This window comes from Mesorhizobium sp. RCAM 06353 (assembly GCF_059683585.1).
In genome coordinates, this window is record NZ_CM185031.1 from 4,033,715 (window position 1) to 4,056,521 (window position 22,807).

Sequence of the window (22,807 nt, forward strand, 5' to 3'; positions counted from 1 at the left end):
CCATGGCCGCATCCCTTAGCGAACTGTCGACCTATCTCGGCGAAAAGCTGATCGGCCGCGTCACTGACGCGGCGATCGCCTATGGCGAGCTCACCGTCCATGTCGAGCCGCGCGACCTCGTCGAAGTGGTGACCTTCCTGCGCGACGATGCGCGCTGCCAGTTCATCTCGATCATCGATGTATGCGGCGCGGATTATCCGTCGCGCGCCAAGCGCTTCGACGTCGTCTACCACCTGTTGTCGCCGAAACAGAATGTGCGCATCCGCGTCAAGGTTCTGGCCGATGAGGAGACAATGGTGCCGTCGATCACCGGCGTGTTTCCGGGCGCCGACTGGTTCGAGCGTGAGACCTACGATCTCTATGGTGTGCTGTTTTCGGGCCATCCCGATCTGCGCCGCCTGCTGACCGACTATGGTTTCGAAGGCCATCCGCTGCGCAAGGATTTCCCGCTGACCGGCTTCGTCGAGGTGCGCTACGACGACGAAGCCAAGCGCGTCATCTACGAGCCTGTCGAGCTCAAGCAGGAATTCCGCAATTTTGATTTTCTTTCCCCTTGGGAAGGCACGGACTACGTGCTGCCCGGGGACGAAAAAGCCAAGACGAATTGAGGCGCCAGAATGGCTGAAACCTCCGTCCGCAATTTCAACATCAATTTCGGGCCGCAACACCCTGCGGCGCACGGCGTTTTGCGCCTCGTGCTGGAGCTGGACGGCGAAGTCGTCGATCGCGTCGATCCGCATATCGGACTTTTGCATCGCGGCACCGAAAAGCTGATCGAGGCTAAGACCTATCTGCAGGCTGTGCCTTATCTCGACCGGCTCGACTATTGCGCGCCGATGAACCAGGAGCACGCCTTCGCGCTCGCCGCCGAGCGTCTGCTCGGCATCGAGGTGCCGAGGCGCGGCCAGCTGATCCGCGTGCTTTATTGCGAAATCGGCCGCATCATGTCGCACATCCTCAATGTGACGACGCAGGCGATGGACGTCGGCGCGCTGACACCGCCGCTGTGGGGCTTCGTCGAACGCGAAAAGCTGATGGTGTTCTATGAGCGGGCTTCCGGCTCACGCATGCATGCCGCCTATTTCCGTCCCGGCGGCGTCCACCAGGACCTGCCGCGTCAACTGGTCGAGGACATCGGCAAGTGGATCGATCCGTTCCTGAAGTCGATCGATGATCTCGATCGTCTACTGACCGGCAACCGCATCTTCAAGCAGCGCAATGTCGATATCGGGATTGTTTCGCTGGCCGATGCCTGGGCCTGGGGTTTTTCCGGCGTCATGGTGCGCGGTTCGGGCGCACCGTGGGACCTGCGCAAGTCGCAGCCCTATGAATGCTATTCGGAAATGGATTTCGACGTTCCGATCGGCAAGAACGGCGACTGCTACGACCGTTATCTCGTGCGCATGGAAGAAATGCGCCAGTCGGCGCGGATCATGCGCCAGTGCGTCGATCTCTTGCTCGGCAAGGAAAGCACCGGCCCGGTGTCGAACCTCGACGGCAAGGTGGTGCCGCCCAAGCGCCAGGCGATGAAGCGCTCGATGGAAGCGCTGATCCATCACTTCAAGCTCTACACCGAGGGCTACCGCGTGCCGGCCGGCGAGGTCTATGCGGCGGTCGAGGCGCCAAAGGGCGAGTTCGGCGTCTATCTCGTCTCCGACGGCTCGAACAAACCATACCGTTGCAAGTTGCGCGCGCCCGGTTTCGCGCATCTGCAAGCCATGGATTTCCTCTGCCGCGGCCACATGCTGGCCGACGTCACCGCCGTTCTCGGCTCGCTCGACATCGTGTTTGGTGAGGTCGATCGGTGATGATGGGAATGGCTCGACCATCAAAGGCGTTTCTGGCAGCGGCGTGTTTTGCTGCTTCCGCCGAAGCGTCGTTTGCGGGAGCCGAAGGCGGGCTCTCGTCAGCTGATCTCCTGAAAGAAGGGTTCAAGCTCATCGCCGAAGGCGATCTGCTGACGGTCCGCGAAATTGGTGGCTATGGGCTTTTGGACGCTGGGATATTTGTACACGGCCCGCCGAGGGAAGATTGCAAACGAAATGATATTTTCGTTGCGGAAATGCCTGGCCAGCCTCGACCTCGCTGCGCAAGTATCTGGTGGAATGACCGTTATGACGAGTTTATCCGTCTGAAGCGGGGGAATGAAGAGTTCGTATGCGTGCTGGGACAATCCGAGGATTGCTACCGCACTTATAGATCAGCTCAGTAAGAAACGTAGAAGCGATACTCCATGTCAGTCCGCCGTCTCGCAGAAGCAAGCGTCCAGCCAGCCTCCTTCGCCTTCAACCGGGCGAACGCGGCAGCGGCGAAGCAATGGATCAAGAAATACCCGAAAGGGCGTGAGCAGTCGGCGATCATTCCCTTGCTGATGATCGCGCAGGAGCAGGAAGGCTGGGTCACCAAGGCGGCGATCGAGACGATTTCGGACATGCTCGGCATGCCGCGCATCCGTGGGCTCGAGGTCGCGACCTTCTACACACAGTATCAGCTGAACCCCGTTGGCACTCGCGCCCACATCCAGGTCTGCGGCACCACGCCGTGCATGCTACGCGGTTCGGAAGCGCTGATGGATGTCTGCCGCTCGAAAATCCACCACGACCAGTTCCACACCAATGACAAGGGCACCTTGTCGTGGGAAGAGGTCGAGTGCCTCGGCGCCTGCGTCAACGCGCCGATGGTCATGGTGTTCAAGGATACGTTCGAGGATCTGACGCCGGAACGGCTGGCCGAAATCATCGATCTCTATGATGCGGGCAAGGGCGCCTCCGTCGCGCCGGGTCCGCAGAATGGCCGCACCGGCTCCGAGCCGGCCTCCGGCCTGACGACGCTGAAGAGCGAAAAGGCGATCCTCAAGTCGACGCGTGACAAGGAAGCCAAGGCGGCGACCAAGGCCGCCCAGAATGCGGCGCCGACCGCTGCCGCCGCTCCGGCCGCAGCCGCGCCGGCTGCTCCTGCTGCGCAAGCGCCGGCTGCCGCTCCTGCCGCGCCGTCCAATGCCGGCAAGCCGAAGACCGACGCGCCGGAGACCAGCCCGGCGTTGAAGACGCCTTCGGCGACCAAGGTGGCGCCGGCGGCGGAGAAGGCGGCGAGCGTTTCGGCACCGCTGCATTCGGCCGCCAACGCCAACACGGCAGCGCCGGAAGTCGAGAAGGTCGCCAAGCAGCGCAATGGGCCGACGGCCAAGGCCGAACCGGCCGCTGCCTTCAAGGCGCCGGAAGCCAAGGCGCCAGCGGCAAAGCCGGCGAAACCGTCGCTGGACGACAAGAACCGTCCGGCCGGTATCGACAGGCCGGCCGCGGTCGACGATCTCAAGCTGATCTCCGGCGTCGGCCCGAAGATCGAGGGCGTCCTGCATACGCTTGGTATTTTCACCTTTGCGCAGGTTGCTTCCTGGAAGAAGGCCGAGCGCGATTGGGTGGACGGCTATCTCTCCTTCCACGGCCGCATCGACCGCGACGACTGGGTCAAGCAGGCCAAGGCGCTCGCCAAGGGCGGCGTCGCCGAATACATCCGCGTTTTCGGCAAGAAGCCGGTCTGAGGGACGAAAAATGCTTCAGGACAAAGACCGCATCTTCACCAACATCTACGGCCTCTTCGACAAGTCGCTGGCCGGTGCCATGGCGCGCGGCGCCTGGGACAACACGCCCGGCCTCGTCGCCAAGGGGCGCGACTGGATCGTCAACGAGATGAAGGCGTCGGGCCTGCGCGGCCGCGGCGGCGCCGGTTTCCCGACCGGTCTCAAATGGTCGTTCATGCCCAAGCAGAGCGACGGCCGCCCGAGCTATCTCGTCATCAATGCAGACGAATCCGAACCCGGCACCTGCAAGGACCGCGACATCCTGCGCAATGACCCGCACACGCTGGTCGAGGGCGCGCTGCTTGCCGGCTTCGCCATGGGCGCGATTGCGGCCTACATCTATGTGCGCGGCGAGTTCATCCGCGAGCGCGAGGCGCTGCAGCGGGCCATCGAAGAGGCCTATGAGGCCAAGCTGATCGGCAAGAACAACACGTCCGGGTACGATTTCGACATCTACATGCATCACGGCGCCGGCGCCTATATCTGCGGCGAGGAGACGGCGCTGCTGGAAAGCCTCGAAGGCAAGAAGGGCCAGCCGAGGCTGAAGCCGCCATTCCCGGCCAATGTCGGCTTGTACGGTTGTCCGACAACGGTCAACAATGTCGAGTCGATCGCGGTGGCGCCGACCATCCTGCGTCGCGGCGCGGCCTGGTTCTCGTCCTTCGGCCGGCCCAACAATGTCGGCACGAAGCTGTTCTGCATCTCCGGCCACGTCAACAATCCGTGCACCGTCGAAGAGGCGATGTCGATCCCGTTCCGCGAGCTGATCGAAACGCATTGCGGCGGCATTCGCGGCGGCTGGGACAATCTCTTGGCGGTCATTCCTGGCGGCGCCTCGGTGCCGCTGGTGCCGGCCGAGCAGATCATCGACACGCCGATGGATTTCGACGCTTTGCGCGACTTGAAGTCCGGCCTCGGCACGGCCGCCGTCATCGTCATGGACAAGTCGACCGATGTCGTGAAGGCGATTGCTCGGTTGTCCTACTTCTACAAGCATGAGAGCTGCGGCCAGTGCACGCCGTGCCGCGAAGGCACCGGCTGGATGTGGCGGGTGATGGAGCGGCTGGTGCGCGGCGAGGCGCAGAAGCGCGAGATCGACATGCTGCTCGACGTCACCAAGCAGATCGAAGGCCACACCATCTGTGCGCTGGGCGACGCGGCGGCATGGCCGATCCAGGGCCTGATGCGGCATTTCCGCGGCGAGGTGGAGCGCCGCATCGACGAGTTTTCGCGCAACGCGCACCGGGCCGAGCCGGTGTTGGTGGCGGCGGAATAGACGGATTTGTGACTGCAGGAAGAACGGGGCGGGGCGAACGAAAAACGACCAGGAGAACTCTATGGCGCCGTATTCGACACCCTACCCATTGATGCCCAATTTGGACCAGCTCGAGAAGATGAACCAGGACCTGACCAGGATGATGCCGAAGGAGATGGCCAGCGCCGTCAACCTTTTCGTGCACCCTGTCGCAGGTGCGGCGGCGATGTCGGCGCTTGGCATCGGGCTCGCCAACCACGCGTTCGGCGTCTGGCTGGGGGCGCTTTCGGGAGCCGCCGAGGCATCACAGCGCCTCATGCAGCCGCTGATCGAGGATTTCGAGGCGCGCGTCGAGCAGTTCGAGGACGCGAACTCGTCGTCCACCAAGGCGCGGGCGACGGCGAAGACCATGATTGCCGAGGCGCAGTCCTTCGCGCAGGAAGTCACCGACATCGCCGCCAAGGAAGCCGCCATCACGGCGCCGGCGGTAAATGTCGCTCCGGCAACGAGCGAGGCCGCCGATGTGCTGCTGCCCGAGGATTTCAGGCAGCCCAAGGCTATCGACAAGCCGGCGAAACCGTCGGACCTGAAGGCGATTTCGGGCATCGGCCCGAAGCTGGAAAAGGTGCTGAACGGGCTCGGTATCTGGACATATGCCCAGATCGCGGCCTGGTCGGCGCAAGAGATCGCCTGGGTCGACGACTATCTGTCGTTCAACGGCCGCATCGGCCGTGACGACTGGACTGCCCAGGCAGCGGTGCTGGCCGCGAAGAAGTGAATGAAATGCCGGGCGCTGCGTCTGCCGCGCCCGGGAAATGAGATTGCGGGAAATCCGCAGGGGTTTGAAGCGAATGGCAAAGCTCAAGGTCGACGGGAAAGAGATCACTGTACCCGACCACTACACGCTGCTGCAGGCGGCGGAAGACGCGGGCGCGGAAGTGCCGCGCTTCTGCTTCCACGAGCGGCTGTCGATCGCCGGCAATTGCCGTATGTGCCTGATCGAGGTGAAGGGTGGGCCGCCCAAGCCGCAGGCCTCCTGCGCCATGGGCGTGCGCGATTTGCGCCCGGGCCCCAATGGCGAACCGCCGGAAATCTTCACCAACACGCCGATGGTCAAGAAGGCCCGGGAAGGCGTGATGGAGTTCCTGCTGATCAACCATCCGCTCGACTGCCCGATCTGTGACCAGGGCGGCGAGTGCGACCTGCAGGACCAGGCGATGGCCTTCGGCGTCGATTCTTCGCGCTATCACGAGAACAAGCGGGCGGTCGAAGACAAGTATATCGGCCCGCTGGTCAAGACGGTGATGAACCGCTGCATCCACTGCACGCGCTGCGTCCGCTTCACCACCGAGGTCGCCGGCATTTCGGAGCTTGGCCTGATCGGCCGTGGTGAGGATGCCGAGATCACCACCTATCTCGAAAGCGCGATGACTTCGGAATTGCAGGGCAATGTCATCGATCTCTGCCCCGTCGGCGCGCTGACCTCCAAGCCGTTCGCCTTCCAGGCGCGGCCGTGGGAACTGACCAAGACCGAATCCATCGATGTGATGGATGCCGTCGGTTCGGCGATCCGCGTCGATAGCCGTGGCCGCGAAGTGATGCGCATCCTGCCGCGCGTCAACGAGCAGGTGAACGAGGAGTGGATTTCCGACAAGACCCGCTTCATCTGGGACGGATTGCGCACGCAGCGCCTCGACCGCCCCTATGTGCGCAAGGACGGCAAGCTGGTTCCGGCAAGCTGGGCCGAGGCCTTTGCCGCGGTCAAGGACGCGGTGTCGAAGACGACGCCCGAGAAGATCGGTGCTATCGCAGGCGATCTCGCGGCGGTTGAGGAAATCTACGCGCTAAAGCTTTTGATGGCTTCGCTCGGTTCGAAGAACACCGACTGCCGACAAGATGGCGCCGCACTCGATCCGTCGCTCGGCCGCGCCAGCTACATCTTCAATTCGACCATCGAAGGCATCGAGCAGGCCGACGCGGTGCTGATCATCGGCGCCAACCCGCGCTATGAAGCTTCGGTGCTCAATGCGCGCATCCGCAAGCGCTGGCGGGTCGGCAATCTGCCGGTCGGCGTCATCGGCGATGTCGGCGATACGCGCTACGAGTACGAATTGCTGGGTGCCGGACCGGATTCGCTGAAGGATCTGGCCGACGGCAATGGCAAGTTCTTCCAGACGCTGAAGAAGGCGACGCATCCGCTGATCATCGTTGGCCAGGGCGCGCTGTCTCGTGCCGATGGCGCGGCCGTGCTTGGCCAGGCGGCGAAGCTCGCTGCTTCTGTCAACGCTGCTCGCGCCGACTGGAACGGCTTTGCCGTGCTGCACAATGCGGCGGCCAGAGTCGGCGGCCTCGATCTCGGCTTCGTGCCGGGCGAGGGCGGCAAGAATGTCGCCGGCATGCTGGGCGAGACGGACGTGCTGTTCCTGCTCGGCGCCGACGAGATCGACATGGGCAAGACCGGCGGCGCCTTCGTCGTCTATATCGGCACCCATGGCGATCAAGGCGCGCACCGCGCTAATGTCATCCTGCCGGCGGCCGCCTACACCGAAAAGTCGGCCACCTATGTCAACACCGAAGGGCGTGTGCAGCAGACCAACCGCGCCGGCTTCGCGCCGGGCGATGCGCGCGAGGACTGGGCGATCCTGAGAGCCCTGTCGGACGTGCTGGGCAAGAAACTGCCGTTCGATTCGCTGCCGCAGTTGCGCGCCAAACTCTATGGCGAGTACCCGCACCTAGCCCGCATCGATCAGGTCGCGGCCGGCAATGCCGAGGACATCGCCAAGGTGGCGAAACTCGGCGGGCGGCTGAACAAGGGTACGTTCACCTCGCCGGTCAAGGATTTCTATCTGACCAACCCGATCGCGCGGGCGTCCGCCGTGATGGCGGAATGCTCGGCACTGGCCAAGAGCGGCTTCAAGCAGGCGGCGGAATAAGCATGGACACCTTCTTCTCCTTCTACGTGCTGCCGGCGCTGATCATCCTGCTGAAGTCGGTCGTGCTGATCGTTATCCTGCTGGTCTTCGTCGCCTACATCCTCTACGCCGACCGCAAGATCTGGGCGGCGGTGCAGCTGCGCCGCGGTCCGAACGTCGTCGGCCCCTGGGGCACGCTGCAAGCCTTTGCCGATCTGTTGAAATTCGTCTTCAAGGAGCCGGTGATCCCGTCCGGCGCCAACAAGGGCGTGTTCCTGCTGGCGCCGCTGGTGTCGGCGGTGCTGGCGATCTCGGCCTGGGCGGTCATTCCTGTCAACCAGGGCTGGGCGATCGCCAACGTCAATGTCGGCATCCTCTATGTCTTCGCCATCTCCTCGCTTGAGGTCTATGGCGTGATCATGGGCGGCTGGGCATCCAACTCGAAATATCCGTTCCTCGGTGCGCTGCGTTCGGCGGCTCAGATGGTGTCCTACGAAGTCTCGATCGGCTTCGTCATAGTCACCGTGCTGCTCACCGCCGGCTCGCTCAACCTGACCGATATCGTGCTGTCGCAGCATGATGGCATTGGCACGCGGCTCGGCCTGCCCAACACGTTCCTCGACTGGAACTGGCTGGCCCTGTTCCCGATGTTCATCATTTTCTTCATCTCGGCGCTGGCCGAGACGAATCGCCCGCCTTTCGATCTGGTTGAAGCCGAATCGGAACTGGTCGCCGGCCACATGGTCGAATATTCGTCGACGCCGTTCCTGCTGTTCTTCCTCGGCGAATATGTCGCGATCGTGCTGATGTGCGCGCTGGCCACCATCCTCTTCCTCGGCGGCTGGCTGCCGCCCTTCGACTTTGCGCCCTTCACCTGGGTGCCCGGCGTCATCTGGTTCGTGCTGAAGGTCTGCTTCGTGTTCTTCGGCATCTCGATGGTGAAGGCCTTCGTGCCGCGCTACCGCTACGACCAGCTGATGCGGCTGGGCTGGAAAGTGTTCCTGCCGATCTCGCTGTTCATGGTGGTCGCCACCGCAGCCTTCCTCAAGATCACGGGGTTTGCGTGATGTCCGCTCTTTCCCAGGCCGCAAAATCGCTGCTGCTGCAGGATTTCGTCAGCGCCTTCTTCCTGTCGATGCGCCAGTTCTTAGCGCCGAAGGAGACGATCAACTATCCGCACGAGAAGGGGCCGACCAGCCCGCGCTTCCGTGGCGAGCATGCGTTGCGCCGTTATCCCAATGGCGAGGAACGCTGCATTGCCTGCAAATTGTGCGAGGCGATCTGCCCGGCGCAGGCCATCACCATCGAGGCCGGCCCGCGCCGCAATGACGGTACGCGCCGCACGGTGCGTTACGATATCGACATGGTGAAGTGCATCTATTGCGGCTTCTGCCAGGAAGCCTGCCCGGTCGACGCCATCGTCGAGGGGCCGAATTTCGAGTTCGCGACGGAGACGCGCGAGGAACTCTACTACGACAAGGACAAGCTGTTGGCGAATGGCGACCGGTGGGAGCGCGAACTGGCGCGCAACATCTCGCTGGACTCACCCTACCGCTGATATTTGACGCATGGACGGGGCGAGGGGCCTCGTCTAAGGAACACGCAACTTGCCGACCGGAGGCGGTCGCAAACAATCGAACCCGGCGCCGAGCGCCATGTTCGAACAGGAACCCGGGGGAACCCCAATGCTGAGTGGACTAGAGGCGGCCTTTTTCTACCTCTTCGCCTTTGTCGCCGTGGCGTCGGCGTTCATGGTCATTTCGTCGCGCAACCCCGTGCATTCGGTGCTGTTCCTGATCCTGACCTTCTTCAACGCCGCCGGCCTGTTCATGCTGACCGGCGCCGAGTTCCTGGCGATGATCCTGCTCGTCGTCTATGTCGGCGCGGTCATGGTGCTGTTCCTGTTCGTCGTCATGATGCTCGACGTCGATTTCGCGGAGCTCAAGAGCGGCGCCCTGCAATATGCGCCGATCGGCGCGCTGGTTGGGCTTATCCTGGCGGCGGAACTGATCGTCGTGCTCGGCGGCTATACATTCGCGCCGCAACTCGCCTCGACAATCTCGAAACCGATTCCCGATCTCGCCACGCGCTCGAACACGGCAGCACTCGGCGACATCCTCTATACCGACTACCTCTACTACTTCCAGATTTCGGGCCTCATCCTGCTGGTTGCCATGATCGGCGCCATCGTTTTGACGCTGCGCCACAAGGAAGGGGTCAAGCGGCAGTCGATCGCAGCCCAGGTCGGCCGCACGCCGGCCACCGGCATGGAAATCCGCAAGGTCAAGTCGGGCGAAGGAGTCTGAGATGGTCGTCGGCATCGCACATTATCTGACCGTATCGGCTGTTCTGTTCACGCTCGGCGTGTTCGGCATCTTCCTGAACCGCAAGAACGTCATCGTCATCCTGATGTCGGTCGAACTGATCCTGCTTGCGGTCAACATCAATTTCGTCGCGTTTTCGGCGGCGCTCGGCGATCTCGTCGGCCAGGTGTTCGCGCTGTTCGTGCTGACGGTCGCGGCGGCCGAGGCCGCCATCGGACTTGCCATCCTCGTCGTCTTCTTTCGCAACCGCGGCTCGATCGCGGTCGAAGACGTGAACATGATGAAGGGTTGACGGAACCACCATGTATCAGGCCATCGTCTTCCTTCCACTGCTCGGCTTCCTGATCGTCGGCCTGTTCGGCACGTCGCTCGGCGCCAAGGCGTCCGAATACATCACCTCCAGCTTCCTGGTGATTTCGGCGGTGCTGTCGTGGGTTGCCTTCTTCAGCGTCGGCTTCGGCCATGGCGAGGTGTTCGTCGTGCCCGTGCTCCACTGGATCCAGTCGGGTGGCCTCGACGTATCCTGGGCGCTGCGCATCGACACGCTGACGGTGGTGATGCTGGTGGTGGTCAACACCGTCTCAGCGTTGGTTCATATCTATTCGATCGGCTACATGCACCACGATCCGAACCGGCCGCGCTTCTTTGCCTATCTGTCGCTGTTCACCTTCGCCATGCTGATGCTGGTGACGGCCGACAATCTGGTGCAGATGTTCTTCGGCTGGGAAGGGGTGGGCCTCGCGTCCTACCTGCTGATCGGCTTCTGGTACAAGAAGCCGTCGGCCAATGCCGCGGCCATCAAGGCCTTCGTTGTCAACCGCGTCGGCGATTTCGGTTTCGCGCTTGGCATCTTCGGCTTGTTCGTGCTGTTCGGCTCGGTCAATCTCGGCACCATCTTTGCCAATGCGGCGACGTTCATTCCGGCTGAAGGCGCTCCGCAAGGTGCGGCGGTGCTGACTTTCCTCGGCCATGCGCTGGACAAGCAGTCGGCGATGACCGTCGTCTGCCTGCTGCTGTTCATGGGCGCCATGGGCAAGTCGGCGCAGGTGCCGCTGCACACCTGGCTGCCGGACGCCATGGAGGGCCCGACGCCGGTCTCCGCGCTCATCCATGCCGCCACCATGGTGACGGCCGGCGTGTTCATGCTGGCGCGGCTGTCGCCGCTGTTTGAACTGTCGCATTCGGCGCTGACGGTGGTCACCTTCATCGGCGCCTTCACCGCCTTCTTCGCGGCGACCGTCGGTCTCGTCCAGAACGACATCAAGCGCGTCATCGCCTATTCGACCTGCTCGCAGCTCGGTTACATGTTCGTGGCGCTCGGCGTCGGCGCCTATGGCGCGGCGATCTTCCATCTGTTCACGCACGCCTTCTTCAAGGCGCTGCTGTTCCTCGGCTCGGGCTCGGTCATCCATGCCGTCTCCGACGAGCAGGATATGCGCAAGATGGGTGGCCTCAGGAAGCTGATCCCGACCACCTACTGGATGATGGTGATCGGCACGCTGGCGCTGACCGGCGTCGGCATTCCGGTGACGGTCATCGGCACCGCCGGCTTCTTCTCCAAGGACGCCATTATCGAGAGCGCCTTTGCCAGCCACAATTCGGTCGCCGGTCTGGCCTTCGTGCTGCTGGTGATCGCCGCCTGCTTCACGTCCTTCTACTCCTGGCGGCTGATCTTCATGACCTTCCACGGCAAGCCGCGGGCGAGCCATGAGGTGATGCACCACGTTCATGAATCGCCGCCGGTGATGCTGGTGCCGCTGTTCATCCTGGCCGCCGGCGCGCTGTTTGCCGGCATCATCTTCCACAATTCGTTCATCGGCGAAGGCAATGCCGAGTTCTGGAAGGCGTCGCTGTTCACGCTGCCAAACAATCACATCCTGCACGACATCGAAGAATTGCCGCTGTGGGTCGAGCTGTCGCCCTTCATCGCCATGCTGATCGGCTTCGCGCTGGCCTGGAAGTTCTACATCCGCTCGCCGGAAATGCCGGTGAACCTTGCCAAGCAGAATCGCGGGCTCTACGCCTTCCTGCTCAACAAGTGGTATTTCGACGAGCTTTACGACTTCCTGTTCGTGCGGCCCGCCAAGCGCCTCGGCCATTTCCTGTGGAAGACCGGTGATGGCACCATCATCGACGGCCTCGGGCCGGATGGCATTTCGGCGCGCGTCGTCGATGTTACCAACCGCGTCGTCAAGCTGCAGACCGGCTACCTCTACCATTATGCCTTCGCCATGCTGATCGGCGTTGCCGCACTCGTCACCTGGATGATGCTCTGATGACCGCCTGGCCAATCCTCTCGCTGGTCACCTTCCTGCCGCTGGTTGGTGTGCTGCTGATCCTGTTCATCAACGATGACAGCGAAAACGCACGCCGCAACATCCGCGCCATCGCGCTGTTGACCACGACATTCACCTTCATCATCTCGCTGTTCATCTGGACCGGCTTCGACAATTCGCAGGCCGGCTTCCAGTTCGTCGAGAAATTCGCCTGGCTCGACTCCGGCATTTCCTACCATATGGGTGTCGACGGCATTTCCATGCTGTTCGTCATCCTGACGACCTTCCTGATGCCGCTCTGCATCCTGGCGTCGTGGGAATCGATCGAGAAGCGCGTCAAGGCCTACATGATCGCCTTCCTGCTGCTCGAAACGCTGATGATCGGCGTGTTCTGCGCGCTGGATATCGTGCTGTTCTACGTCTTCTTCGAAGCCGGCCTGATCCCGATGTTCATCATCATCGGCGTCTGGGGCGGCAAGCGGCGCGTCTACGCCTCGTTCAAGTTCTTCCTCTACACGCTCGCCGGCTCGGTGCTGATGCTGCTCGCCATCATGGCGATGTTCTACCAGTCCGGCACGACCGACATCCCGACGCTGCTGACACACAGCTTCCCGGCCAACATGCAGACATGGCTATGGCTGGCCTTCTTCGCCTCCTTCGCGGTGAAGATGCCGATGTGGCCGGTGCACACCGGCTGCCCGACGCGCACGTCGAAGCGCCGACGGCAGGCTCGGTCATCCTGGCCGGTATTCTGCTGAAGATGGGCGGGTACGGCTTCCTGCGGTTCTCCTTGCCGATGTTCCCGCTGGCGTCCGAAATGTTCGCGCCGCTGGTGTTCACGCTCTCGGTCGTCGCCATCATCTACACCTCGCTGGTGGCGCTGATGCAGGAGGATATGAAGAAGCTGATCGCCTATTCCTCGGTCGCCCATATGGGCTTCGTCACCATGGGCATCTTCGCCATGAACCAGGAAGGCGTGCAGGGCGCGATCTTCCAGATGCTCAGCCACGGCCTCGTCTCGGGCGCGCTGTTCCTGTGCGTCGGCGTCATCTACGACCGCATGCATACGCGTGAGATCGATGCCTATGGCGGCCTGGTTAACAACATGCCGAAATACGCCACTGTGTTCATGATCTTCACCATGGCCAATGTCGGCCTGCCGGGCACCTCGGGCTTCATCGGCGAGTTCCTGACCATGCTCGGCGTGTTCCGGGTCAACACCTGGGTGGCGTTCTTCGCCGCCACCGGCGTCATCCTGTCGGCGGCATACGCGCTCTGGCTCTACCGCCGGGTGATCTTCGGCGCGCTGACCAAGGACAGCCTGAAGGGGCTGCTCGACCTTTCGGCGCGCGAGAAGGTGATCATCTACCCGCTGGTCGTGCTGGTCATCTTCTTCGGCGTCTATCCCGCTCCCGTCTTCGACGCGACGGCCCAATCGGTCAAGTCGCTCGTCACCAATGTCACCGCATCCATCGGCGCCGCGCAGACCGCGGCGGCGAACTGACCAGAGGTTTTGCGAACCATGACGCCGGACCTTCTCTCCAGCCTGTCGCTCTCGACGCCCGAGCTGATCCTTGCCATCGGTGCGCTTGCGCTGCTGATGGTCGGCGCCTATTCGCGCGCCAACACCGCCAACTTCGTGACGGGCCTTGCGGTCGCCGTGCTGGTGATCGCCGGTTTCTGGCTGATCTTTCACACCGGGCAGGGCAGTGCCTATGGCAACGCCTTCATCCAGGATTCCTTCTCCCGCTTCATGAAGGTGCTGGCGCTGGTCGGCTCGGCGGTGACGCTGATCATGTCGATGCGCTTTGCCAAGGCGGAGCGTTTCGACAAGTTCGAATATCCGGTGCTGATCCTGCTGTGCACGCTGGGCATGATGCTGATGATCTCGGCCAACGGCATGATCGGGCTCTATCTCGGCCTCGAACTGCAATCACTGGCGATCTATGTGCTGTGCGCGATCAACCGCGACAATCTGCGTTCGACCGAGGCCGGCCTCAAGTACTTCGTCCTCGGCGCGCTGTCGTCAGGCATGCTGCTGTATGGCATCAGCCTGGTCTATGGCTACACCGGCAACACCGGCTTCCAGGAGATCGCCTCGGCGCTCGGCAGCGGCGAACGCCAGCTTGGCCTGGTTTTCGGCCTGGTCTTCGTGCTGGCCGGCCTTGCCTTCAAGATCTCGGCGGTGCCGTTCCACATGTGGACGCCCGACGTCTATGAAGGTGCGCCGACGCCGGTGACGGCGTTCCTGGCGGCAGCCCCCAAGATGGCGGCAATGGCACTGATCGTGCGCGTCACCATGGGCGCTTTCAAGCCGATCGCCGCCGACTGGCAGCAGATCATCGTCTTTATCTCGATCGCCTCGATGGCGCTCGGTGCCTTCGCCGCGATCGGCCAGACCAACATCAAGCGCCTGATGGCCTATTCCTCGATCGGCCATATGGGCTACGCGCTGGTCGGCCTTGCCGCCAACAGTCAGGCCGGCGTGCGCGGTGTCGCCATCTACATGCTGATCTATCTGGTGATGACGCTCGGCACCTTCGCCTTCATCCTCGCCATGCGGCGCAAGGAAGGCAATGTCGAGCAGATCAGCGACCTGGCCGGGTTGTCCTCGACCAATCCGATCATGGCGACGATCCTGACCATCCTGATGTTTTCGCTGGCCGGCATTCCGCCGCTCGCCGGCTTCTGGGGAAAATGGTACGTCTTCCTCGCCGCCATCAACGCGCATCTCTATGCGTTGGCGATCATCGGCGTTCTGGCCTCGGTGGTGGGCGCCTATTACTATCTGCGCATCATCAAGATCATGTGGTTCGACGAACCGGTCGGCGGCTTCGTGCCGATGGCCAGCGAACTGCGTGTCGTGCTCGGCGTCAGCGGCGCCTTCGTGCTGTTCTATGTGCTGATCGGCGGTCCGATCGGCACCTATGCCGAAGCCGCCGCCAAGACATTTTTCTAGACGGGATGGCATTTCGGCTGGCCCCAACCTCGGCGTCGGAAGGGTTCCGGCTCGAGGCCCATGACAGCGTCGGCTCCACCAATACGGTGGCGCTGGACCACGCAAGGGCAGGCGACCCTGGCAGGCTGTGGGTCGTTTCCAAGAAGCAGGAAAGCGGGCGTGGCCGGCGCGGCCGCGCCTGGGTGTCGCCCGAAGGCAATCTGGCCGCGACATTACTCGTCCTCACCGGCGGTGAGCTTCGCCTTGCCGCGACGCTCGGTTTCGTCGCCGGCCTGTCGCTGGCCGATGCACTCGACGCCGTGGTGCCGAAGGGCCGTATCGCCATCGGCCTCGATGGCGCGAGCCAGGGACAAAACCGTTTCGAGCTGAAATGGCCGAACGATGTGCTTGCTTCCGGTGCGAAGCTCGCCGGCATCCTGCTGGAGTCGGCGATACTGGATGGTGGCCGCTTCGCGGTTGCCGTCGGCATCGGCGTCAATGTGGTGGCGCATCCGCCGGATTTGCCGTATCCCGCGACATCGCTGCAGGCACTGGGCGCGACATGCGACGCGGAAACGCTGTTCCTGGCGCTGTCGGATGCCTGGAGCGAGAATGCCCGCCTGTGGGATGAAGGGCGCGGTCTTGCCGCCATCAGGCGGCGCTGGCTGGCGCGCGCGGCGGGGCTTGGCGGCGAGGTTGCTGTCAGAATTGACGGTAATGTCGTGCGTGGGGTGTTCGAGACCATTGACGAAGACTGTCGTTTCGTGATCCGCGACGATGAGGGATCTGTTGTGACGGTCGCCGCCGGCGACGTGCATTTCGGCGCGGTGGCGTCCGCCCGGGTTTAGAGCGGCTCATTGTTCGATATGAACAATGACGGCTATAACTGTTTGTTTCTGCGCAATTCCTGTGGGGAAGCCGTTACACGCTTTTCCTGGAATTGCTCCAACGGCTTGGCCTGAGGGCCAGGAAGGAAAAAATCATGGCGAAAGCCGAAAACGCTGAACTCGTCTTCGTGCCGCTCGGCGGCGTCGGCGAGATCGGCATGAACTTCGCCCTCTACGGCTACGGTCCGCCGAGTGCGCGCGAATGGATCGTCATCGATGTCGGCGTCACCTTCCCCGATGCCAGCCTGCCCGGCGTCGACCTGGTGCTGCCCGATACGCGCTTCATCGAGGAGAACCTCGCCAATCTGCGCGGCATCATCATCACCCACGCGCATGAGGACCATTATGGCGCGCTGCTCGACACCTGGCCGAAGCTGAAAGCACCGGTCTGGATGACGCCGTTCAGCGCCGGCTTGCTGGACGCCAAGCGGCAGGGCGAGCAGGGCGCACCGAAGATCCCGGTGACGATCTACCGGGCCGGCGAGAAATTCACGGTCGGCCCGTTCGAGATCGAAGCGATTCCGGTGGCGCACTCTATCCCCGAGCCGATGTCGCTGGCCATCACCACGCCGGCCGGCACGGTCATCCACACCGGTGACTGGAAGATCGATCCGGAACCGACGATCGGCCCCAAGACCGACGAGGCGCGCTTTCGCGCCTATGGCGACAAGGGCGTGCTGGCGTTGATCTGCGATTCGACCAATGCGCTCAGGGAAGGCGAGTCGCCTTCGGAAGTCGCCGTTGGCGAGGGTCTGAAGGGCGTCATCCAGAGTGCTGTCGGCCGCGTTGCCGTCACCACCTTCTCCTCCAATGTCGGGCGCATCGTCTCCATCGCGAGAGCAGCACGCGATGCCGGCCGCCAGTGCCTGGTACTTGGACGCTCGCTGAAGCGGGTCATCGATGTGGCTGATGAACTCGGCTACATGGACGGCCTGCCGGAATTCATTGCCGAGGAAGATTTCGGCTTCATCCCGCGCGAAAACCTGGTGATCATCTGCACCGGCAGCCAGGGCGAGCCGCTGGCGGCGCTGGCGAAACTGTCGCGCGACGAGATGAAATCGGTGTCGCTGACGGCGGGCGACACGGTGGTGTTTTCCTCGCGCACCATTCCCGGCAATGAGAAGGCGATCCTCGAGATCAAGAACCGTCTCATCGATCTCGGCGTCAAGATCATCGAGGACGGTGATGCGCTGGTGCATGTCTCCGGCCATCCCCGCCGCAGCGAATTGCGCAAGATGTATGAATGGGTGCGCCCGCAGATCGGCGTTCCCGTGCATGGCGAGGCGGCGCATCTGGTGGCGCAGGGCTCGCTGATGTCGACCTCCGGCATCGGCCAGGTGGCGCAGGTGCGCGACGGCGACATGCTGAGGCTTGCTCCTGGCCCGGCCACCATCATCGACCAGGTGCCGTTCGGCCGCATCTACAAGGACGGCAGGCTGATCGGCACCGACCAGGCGATGGGCATTCGTGACCGGCGTAAATTGTCCTTTGCCGGCCATGTCGCGGTCAACGTCGTGCTTGACGACAAATACGAACTGGCTGGCGATCCTGACCTGGTCGCCATCGGCGTGGCCGAAGCTGATGCCAGTGGCGAGACGCTTGAGGATTTGATGATCGATGCGGCCGTCGGCGCGGTCGATTCGATCCCCCGCCAGCGGCGAAAAGACCTAGACCTGGTGCAAGAAGCGGTACGGCGCGCGGTGCGCGGGGCCGCCAACGAAGCCTGGGGCAAGAAGCCGCTGGTGACGGTTTTCGTTACACGGTGAGGATGGCAGCGGTTCGCTACACGTTCAGCTGATAGCTGACCGGAAGCCAGCGAAAAGAACCGTTCGCCGATTCAATGTAGCCCAGGCCTGGAAATGGCATGTGGTGGCCGGCGACCAGCAGCCGCTGTTCCGCGGCCATCTTCAGCAGGCGCTTGCGGGTCTGGACCGCCTGTTCCTTGTCGTCATCGAAATCGGCATGCCATTCCGGATGCTGGATGGACACGACATAGTGCAGGAAGGCGTCCGACCAGATCAGCAATTGCTGACCGTCGCTTTCGACGAGAAATGCCAGCAGGCCGGGGGAATGGCCTGACGCGTCGATGGCGGTGATGCCTGGCAGCATCTCATCTCCTGGCGCTATGAATGTCGCCCGGTCGGCCAGCCCGGTGCAAATCTGTCTGAACAGATCACGGTTGGCCAATCTGGCCTCGCGGACCTCTGTTGCCTCGGTCCAGAACGCGAATTCCGCCGCGCCGAATACATAGCGTGCCCGGCTGAAAACCGGTTCGCCATTGCTGACAAGTCCGCCGATGTGATCGGGGTGGCCGTGCGTGATGACCACCACGTCGATGTCATCAGGCCCGAGCCCAAGGTCTCGCAATCCGTCCAGGAGTGAACTTCCTTCATCTCCGCATCCGGTGTCGAACAGGATCTTTTCGGAACCGGTGTCGATCAGCGTCGGGGTGAAACAGTGTTCGTACCGATCCCGGTCGATGAAGTTCGAGATCGCAAGTTCGCGCACCGCGCTTGGCGACTGTCCGGCTGCAAAGGCCGATGCAAGGTTGTCGCGGACATCGACGCCGTCGAGCAAGGCGGCAATCTTGAATGATCCGAGATCGAAGGTGAAAACGCGGGCGCGGGCAGGGCGGATGTAAGACATTGCCGTTTGTACTTTGCGGTTGCCGGTCGGAACAGCCTCGATCGTGATTTGGGAGAGTGTTCACCAAAGTGCGACAGTGCGCGCCTCGTGAATGGCTGTTGATCTCGGCCGATTTGACGTATGACGCCAGCCATTGGACAGAGGAAAGATAGCTCGCACATGCTCGGACGGCTGAACCATGTCGCGCTTGCCGTGCCGGATCTGGCTGCCGCCATTGCTGCCTACCGCAACACGCTGGGCGCCGAAGTGACCGAGCCGCAGGCTTTGCCGGAGCATGGCGTCACGGTGGTGTTCGTCAATGTCGGCAACACCAAGATCGAATTGCTGGAGCCCTTGGGCGAGGGCTCGCCGATCGCCGCGTTCCTGGCGAAGAACCCGTCCGGCGGCATGCATCATCTCTGCTACGATGTCGACGACATCCTGGCCGCGCGGGATCAGCTCAAGGCCGCCGGCGCCCGCGTGCTGGGCGACGGCAATCCCAAGATCGGCGCACATGGCAAGCCGGTGCTGTTCCTGCATCCGAAGGATTTCTTCGGCACGCTGATCGAACTGGAGCAATCATGAGCTGGGTTTCGTTCACCGCCCTGTTTTTCGCGACCTGGTGGGTGGTGCTGTTTGCGGTGCTGCCGTTCAGCGTCCGCACGCAGGATGACGATCACGACGTGACGCTGGGCACGGTTCCAAGCGCGCCGCGCGGGCCGCACATGCTGCGCGCGGTGATCCGTACCACCATCGCCACGGCGATCCTGATGGGCATTTTCTATGGCCTGACGCACGGGCTGGGATACAGCCTCAACGACATCCCGCACATCGTGCCGGATTTCGGCCAGACCCCGGCGAAATAGGTCTTCCCGAGAGAGCGCTCCGGCGACATCGGAGCGTTGCGGAGGGGCACTGAGATGCCGCCATGTTTGGGCCGGACGCTAAGCTAACGCTAGGTCATGTAACTCGGCAACTCGCCGCGCTAACCAGATGATTGCACAAAAAAAATGCAAGGCACGAGGCCTTGCAATTAAACGCGTCCGATCTGTTTCCGTTTTCCGGCGGCAGCGAGTAACCGCGCCTAGATCGCATCCTCCCAAGACTTTGACCGCGTAGGAGAGCAGATTTTTCTCCGCCCTCTCGGTTATCGCGGGACATTAGCCCAAGCCGAATGAAAATGTCACGAAGAATTTTGCCTCGAAACAGGCATTCTCGTGCTGCACTGCACAATAGTATGGCATGCTTTGCTTTCGAAACGAACACGGAGCCTTTACGGCATGTCCTCGGTTGACGCGCGCAAAGAATTGGCGGCCAAATCACAAGAGGTTGGGCTCTCTCGTACAGTCGGCTGGACCTATTTTGCGACGCCGGACGCAGCCATCGCTTTCTCGACCATGCCGATCCAGCCTTCATTGGCGCCGGGCAAGCGTCCTTCAGATTTCAGTCCGGTCAGCATGGCCAGCGCGGCCTTGAAATTTGTCGAGGGGTCAACGCCAGCCACAGCAAGCTTGTAGCGGCTGTAGGCGGCATCGACCGTGCGCTGTGCGTTGCCGGGATCGGCCTGAAGCTGCGCCTTGGCGATGACGAAGCCAGCCTGGTATTCCGCAGCCGCGCCGGTCTTGCCGCCCTTTGCCATCAACACATCGCCGATCCGGTTGTGGCCAACCGCAAGGTCGCGCTGCCATTCGGCATTGTCGGGGTCGAGTTCGGCCAGGTATTCCGCAATGGCCTGCGCGGAACGGCGGTCGGCGAGCGATCCATCAAGGTCGCCGGCCTCGGCGCGGGCGTCGGCTATCTTGCCCAGCGCAAGCTCGAGGTCTCGCCGCCATAGTGTGTTGCCGGGGTCGCGCGCCACCAGCCTCCGCGCGATATCGACGCTGCGCTGGTAGGGTTCGAAAGCCTTTTCGTTGTGCCCGGTAAGCCGCTGCAGGTCGCCGATAGCGGTGAGGCTGACGGTGATGTCGCGCTGCAGTTCGGCGTCATCAGGCATCTTCTTCGCCAGCGCCTCGGTGATCTGCAAGGACACCTCATAATCGGCGATCGAGCCTTTGAGGTCGTTGGTCAGCCTGAGCGCCAGCCCGACCTTGGAATGGCTGACGGAAAGGTCGCGCCGAAAGCCGTCATCATCCGGCGCCTTCTCGACCAGGAATTCGGCCACCTTGAGCGCCGAACGGTAGTTCACCAGCGCGCCGGGTCCGTCGCCCGAAGCCCGCATGGCGTCGCCGATGCGGTTGAAGCAGACCGCGTAGTCGCGCAGATAGCCAAGCGTAGGCTCTTTTTCGAGGATCACCTTCATTGTGGCGAGAGCCTGCTGGTAAAGCGCGACCGCGCCGGCGGTATCGCCCATCGCCTTCTTGACGTCGGCCACCTTGTTCTGCGCCACGGCAAGGTCGCGCTGGTGGTCGATCTTGTCGGGCTCGGCGGCCGCGCGTTTCTCAGCGGACCGGACCATCGAATCATAGGCTTTGCCGGCTTCCTGCAGATGACCGACGGTCGTTTCCAGTGTGCCGATCAGTTCCCAGGACAGTGTCTGCTGATAGCGCGCGTCGTCCGGTATCTGGAAACCCTCGACATCCGCGTAGAGCGCCACGGCCTTGCGGTAGTCTTCGATGGCGAGGTCGTAGCGCAACTGCGCCTGCGAGGCGCCGCCGGCTAAATAGTGTGTCGTTGCCTCGGACAGCGTACGCTCGATGAAGCGGTTTTTCAGATCGTCGCGCGACTTGCCGTCGATATCCGCCGCCTTGCCAAGCAGCGCCCGTGCCTCGTCGAACGAGCCGAGCGCCAATTGCGCCTCGGCCTGTTGGCGCAGCGCTGTCACCTGCGGATCGGACGAGGCGAAGTTGCGCAAATCGGCTCGCACCTTGATGAAAGCGTCGGCCGCTTCCTGGAGCTTTTGCTGGCGTTGTCTCGGCGCCATCGCCTTGCCGTCGGAGGTGATGAGTGCGGCGTATAGCGGCGCCAGCGGCATGTCGGCGTGGGCCGCCACCGCCTCGACCTCGACGCGCAAGTCCGGCGTGACATCGGCCATGGCGAGCAGCAGACGATCGCGCTCGGGCAGGGCGTCCTTGCTGGCCTGGGCGGCGAAGAAAAGCCGCGGCAAGCCGCTCTCGACATAGGGAAGCTGCTTGCCGCGCGACAGGTCGTAGACCTGTTGCTGAACCAGCGTCAGCACGGAGCGTATTTCCAGCCCGTCGGTGGGCAGGAACCTGGCCAATGCGGCGGAGAATTCGGAATTGCCTGAAGTGCCGTCAGAGGCCGTCTGTCCGGGCGCCGCGGAAAAGGCGAACAGCACGTTTTCCGCCCGGCCCATGCGTCCGAGCCCGGGCTTGGCTTCGGCTTTAACCTCTGGCGCGATGGACACCACGCCGCGTCCTTCGCCGGAGTTGCTTTCTCCCGATTGGCCGAAAGGATCGTTGCGGCAAGCATCGAGCACCACGAGGCCGATCTTGCCGACCGAGGTCACTGTCTCGCGCACCTCCTCAAGCGGAAGGGTTGTGGCCTTCAACCGGTCCAGCGAAGACGGATCGGCATCGACCGGCAGAAGACGGTTGTCGCCCGCGATCTCGACGCCATGGCCAGAGAAATAGATCAGTGCGACATCGGCGCCGGCCGCATCGTCGCGAAAGTCCTCCAGCGCGCGCCGCATAAGCTTCAAGTCGCGGTTCGCTTCGGTGGTGACGTCGAAGCCGAGTTTTTGCAACGCCGATTCGATCGTGCGGCTGTCGTTCACCGCATTCTTCAGGGGTCGCACGTTGCGATACTCGTCGGCCGCGATGAAGAGCGCGACCCGCCGCTCGGCGTGTCCCGCCGAGACGAAAAAGATCGCAAGGATGACTGCCAGGAAAAAACGCACTGCCCCAATCCACCCAAGTGGACAGCGTCCCACGGCTTTTCGGCTCAAGCAAGCCGGCGCGGCATGATCTGGGAAGTGAGGGAATCGGGGCACGAGGGCGTCAATGTGCCGCCATGGCCGGGTTCCCATTGTGCCATGAAATGGCTATGAAGCC

19 protein-coding genes and 1 pseudogene are annotated in these 22,807 nt (G+C 62.7%); 18 read left to right on the top strand and 2 right to left on the bottom strand.

Annotated features, from left to right (window positions below; genetic code table 11):
- The first annotated feature begins 2 nt into the window (after nucleotides 1-2).
- The 16 genes and pseudogenes from AC56QX_RS19470 (at nucleotide 3) to AC56QX_RS19545 (ending at nucleotide 17,938) form a co-directional block, all read left to right on the top strand.
- Nucleotides 3-608: an NADH-quinone oxidoreductase subunit C gene (locus AC56QX_RS19470; protein ID WP_497110078.1), complete on the top strand. Its 606-nt coding sequence runs from the start codon at nucleotides 3-5 to the stop codon at nucleotides 606-608.
- Between the two features lie 9 nt (nucleotides 609-617).
- Complete coding sequence (locus AC56QX_RS19475; protein WP_497110079.1) at nucleotides 618-1,808, top strand: NADH-quinone oxidoreductase subunit D; 1,191 nt, start codon at nucleotides 618-620, stop codon at nucleotides 1,806-1,808.
- Between the two features lie 8 nt (nucleotides 1,809-1,816).
- A complete protein-coding gene (locus AC56QX_RS19480; protein ID WP_497110080.1) occupies nucleotides 1,817-2,212 on the top strand; it encodes a hypothetical protein in 396 nt (131 codons plus the stop codon).
- Nucleotides 2,213-2,233: 21 nt separating this feature from the next.
- Nucleotides 2,234-3,541: an NADH-quinone oxidoreductase subunit E gene (locus tag AC56QX_RS19485; protein ID WP_497110082.1), complete on the top strand. Its 1,308-nt coding sequence runs from the start codon at nucleotides 2,234-2,236 to the stop codon at nucleotides 3,539-3,541.
- A gap of 10 nt (nucleotides 3,542-3,551) precedes the next feature.
- The gene (nuoF, locus tag AC56QX_RS19490; RefSeq protein WP_497110083.1) at nucleotides 3,552-4,856 is read left to right on the top strand and encodes an NADH-quinone oxidoreductase subunit NuoF; all 1,305 of its coding nucleotides are present in this window, start codon (nucleotides 3,552-3,554) and stop codon (nucleotides 4,854-4,856) included.
- Nucleotides 4,857-4,917: 61 nt separating this feature from the next.
- On the top strand, nucleotides 4,918-5,613 hold the full coding sequence (locus AC56QX_RS19495) for a helix-hairpin-helix domain-containing protein (protein ID WP_497110084.1): 696 nt from the start codon (nucleotides 4,918-4,920) through the stop codon (nucleotides 5,611-5,613).
- 73 nt (nucleotides 5,614-5,686) lie between these two features.
- Nucleotides 5,687-7,768 (top strand): NADH-quinone oxidoreductase subunit NuoG, encoded by a 2,082-nt coding sequence (gene nuoG / locus AC56QX_RS19500; protein WP_497110085.1) that lies wholly within the window; start codon nucleotides 5,687-5,689, stop codon nucleotides 7,766-7,768.
- A 2-nt stretch (nucleotides 7,769-7,770) separates the two neighbouring features.
- Nucleotides 7,771-8,814 (top strand): NADH-quinone oxidoreductase subunit NuoH, encoded by a 1,044-nt coding sequence (gene nuoH / locus AC56QX_RS19505; protein WP_477222082.1) that lies wholly within the window; start codon nucleotides 7,771-7,773, stop codon nucleotides 8,812-8,814.
- Nucleotides 8,814-9,305: an NADH-quinone oxidoreductase subunit NuoI gene (nuoI, locus tag AC56QX_RS19510; RefSeq protein ID WP_497110086.1), complete on the top strand. Its 492-nt coding sequence runs from the start codon at nucleotides 8,814-8,816 to the stop codon at nucleotides 9,303-9,305. Before nuoH ends, nuoI begins: the two co-directional genes overlap by 1 nt.
- A gap of 127 nt (nucleotides 9,306-9,432) precedes the next feature.
- Nucleotides 9,433-10,053: an NADH-quinone oxidoreductase subunit J gene (locus tag AC56QX_RS19515; protein ID WP_497110087.1), complete on the top strand. Its 621-nt coding sequence runs from the start codon at nucleotides 9,433-9,435 to the stop codon at nucleotides 10,051-10,053.
- Nucleotide 10,054: 1 nt separating this feature from the next.
- Nucleotides 10,055-10,363 carry an NADH-quinone oxidoreductase subunit NuoK gene (nuoK, locus tag AC56QX_RS19520; protein ID WP_010910101.1) on the top strand — a complete coding sequence of 103 codons (309 nt, stop codon included), beginning with the start codon at nucleotides 10,055-10,057 and terminating at the stop codon, nucleotides 10,361-10,363.
- Nucleotides 10,364-10,373: 10 nt separating this feature from the next.
- Nucleotides 10,374-12,347: an NADH-quinone oxidoreductase subunit L gene (gene nuoL, locus AC56QX_RS19525; protein ID WP_497110088.1), complete on the top strand. Its 1,974-nt coding sequence runs from the start codon at nucleotides 10,374-10,376 to the stop codon at nucleotides 12,345-12,347.
- Nucleotides 12,347-13,851, top strand: a pseudogene (locus tag AC56QX_RS19530) (NADH-quinone oxidoreductase subunit M). The gene nuoL and the pseudogene AC56QX_RS19530 overlap by 1 nt, the downstream one beginning before the upstream one ends.
- An 18-nt stretch (nucleotides 13,852-13,869) precedes the next feature.
- Nucleotides 13,870-15,306 carry an NADH-quinone oxidoreductase subunit NuoN gene (gene nuoN, locus AC56QX_RS19535; RefSeq protein WP_497110089.1) on the top strand — a complete coding sequence of 479 codons (1,437 nt, stop codon included), beginning with the start codon at nucleotides 13,870-13,872 and terminating at the stop codon, nucleotides 15,304-15,306.
- A 5-nt stretch (nucleotides 15,307-15,311) separates the two neighbouring features.
- Complete coding sequence (locus tag AC56QX_RS19540) at nucleotides 15,312-16,133, top strand: biotin--[acetyl-CoA-carboxylase] ligase (RefSeq protein ID WP_497110090.1); 822 nt, start codon at nucleotides 15,312-15,314, stop codon at nucleotides 16,131-16,133.
- 134 nt (nucleotides 16,134-16,267) lie between these two features.
- Nucleotides 16,268-17,938: a ribonuclease J gene (locus tag AC56QX_RS19545; RefSeq protein WP_475450239.1), complete on the top strand. Its 1,671-nt coding sequence runs from the start codon at nucleotides 16,268-16,270 to the stop codon at nucleotides 17,936-17,938.
- A 16-nt stretch (nucleotides 17,939-17,954) separates the two neighbouring features.
- Here the strand turns inward: AC56QX_RS19545 and AC56QX_RS19550 are convergent, their stop codons facing one another.
- The gene (locus AC56QX_RS19550) at nucleotides 17,955-18,818 is read right to left on the bottom strand and encodes an MBL fold metallo-hydrolase (RefSeq protein ID WP_497110091.1); all 864 of its coding nucleotides are present in this window, start codon (nucleotides 18,816-18,818) and stop codon (nucleotides 17,955-17,957) included.
- Nucleotides 18,819-18,977: 159 nt separating this feature from the next.
- Here AC56QX_RS19550 and mce point away from each other — a divergent pair, with 159 nt between their 5' ends.
- Together mce and AC56QX_RS19560 are read left to right on the top strand one after the other, a co-directional pair.
- Entirely contained in the window at nucleotides 18,978-19,382 is a 405-nt protein-coding gene (gene mce / locus AC56QX_RS19555; protein WP_497110092.1) for a methylmalonyl-CoA epimerase, read from the top strand.
- Nucleotides 19,379-19,663: a DUF1467 family protein gene (locus AC56QX_RS19560; protein ID WP_010910093.1), complete on the top strand. Its 285-nt coding sequence runs from the start codon at nucleotides 19,379-19,381 to the stop codon at nucleotides 19,661-19,663. The genes mce and AC56QX_RS19560 overlap by 4 nt, the downstream gene beginning before the upstream one ends.
- Nucleotides 19,664-20,154: 491 nt before the next feature.
- Here the strand turns inward: AC56QX_RS19560 and AC56QX_RS19565 are convergent, their stop codons facing one another.
- Nucleotides 20,155-22,653, bottom strand: a complete 2,499-nt coding sequence (locus tag AC56QX_RS19565; protein WP_497110093.1) for a caspase family protein — start codon at nucleotides 22,651-22,653, stop codon at nucleotides 20,155-20,157.
- Nucleotides 22,654-22,807: the final 154 nt, after the last annotated feature.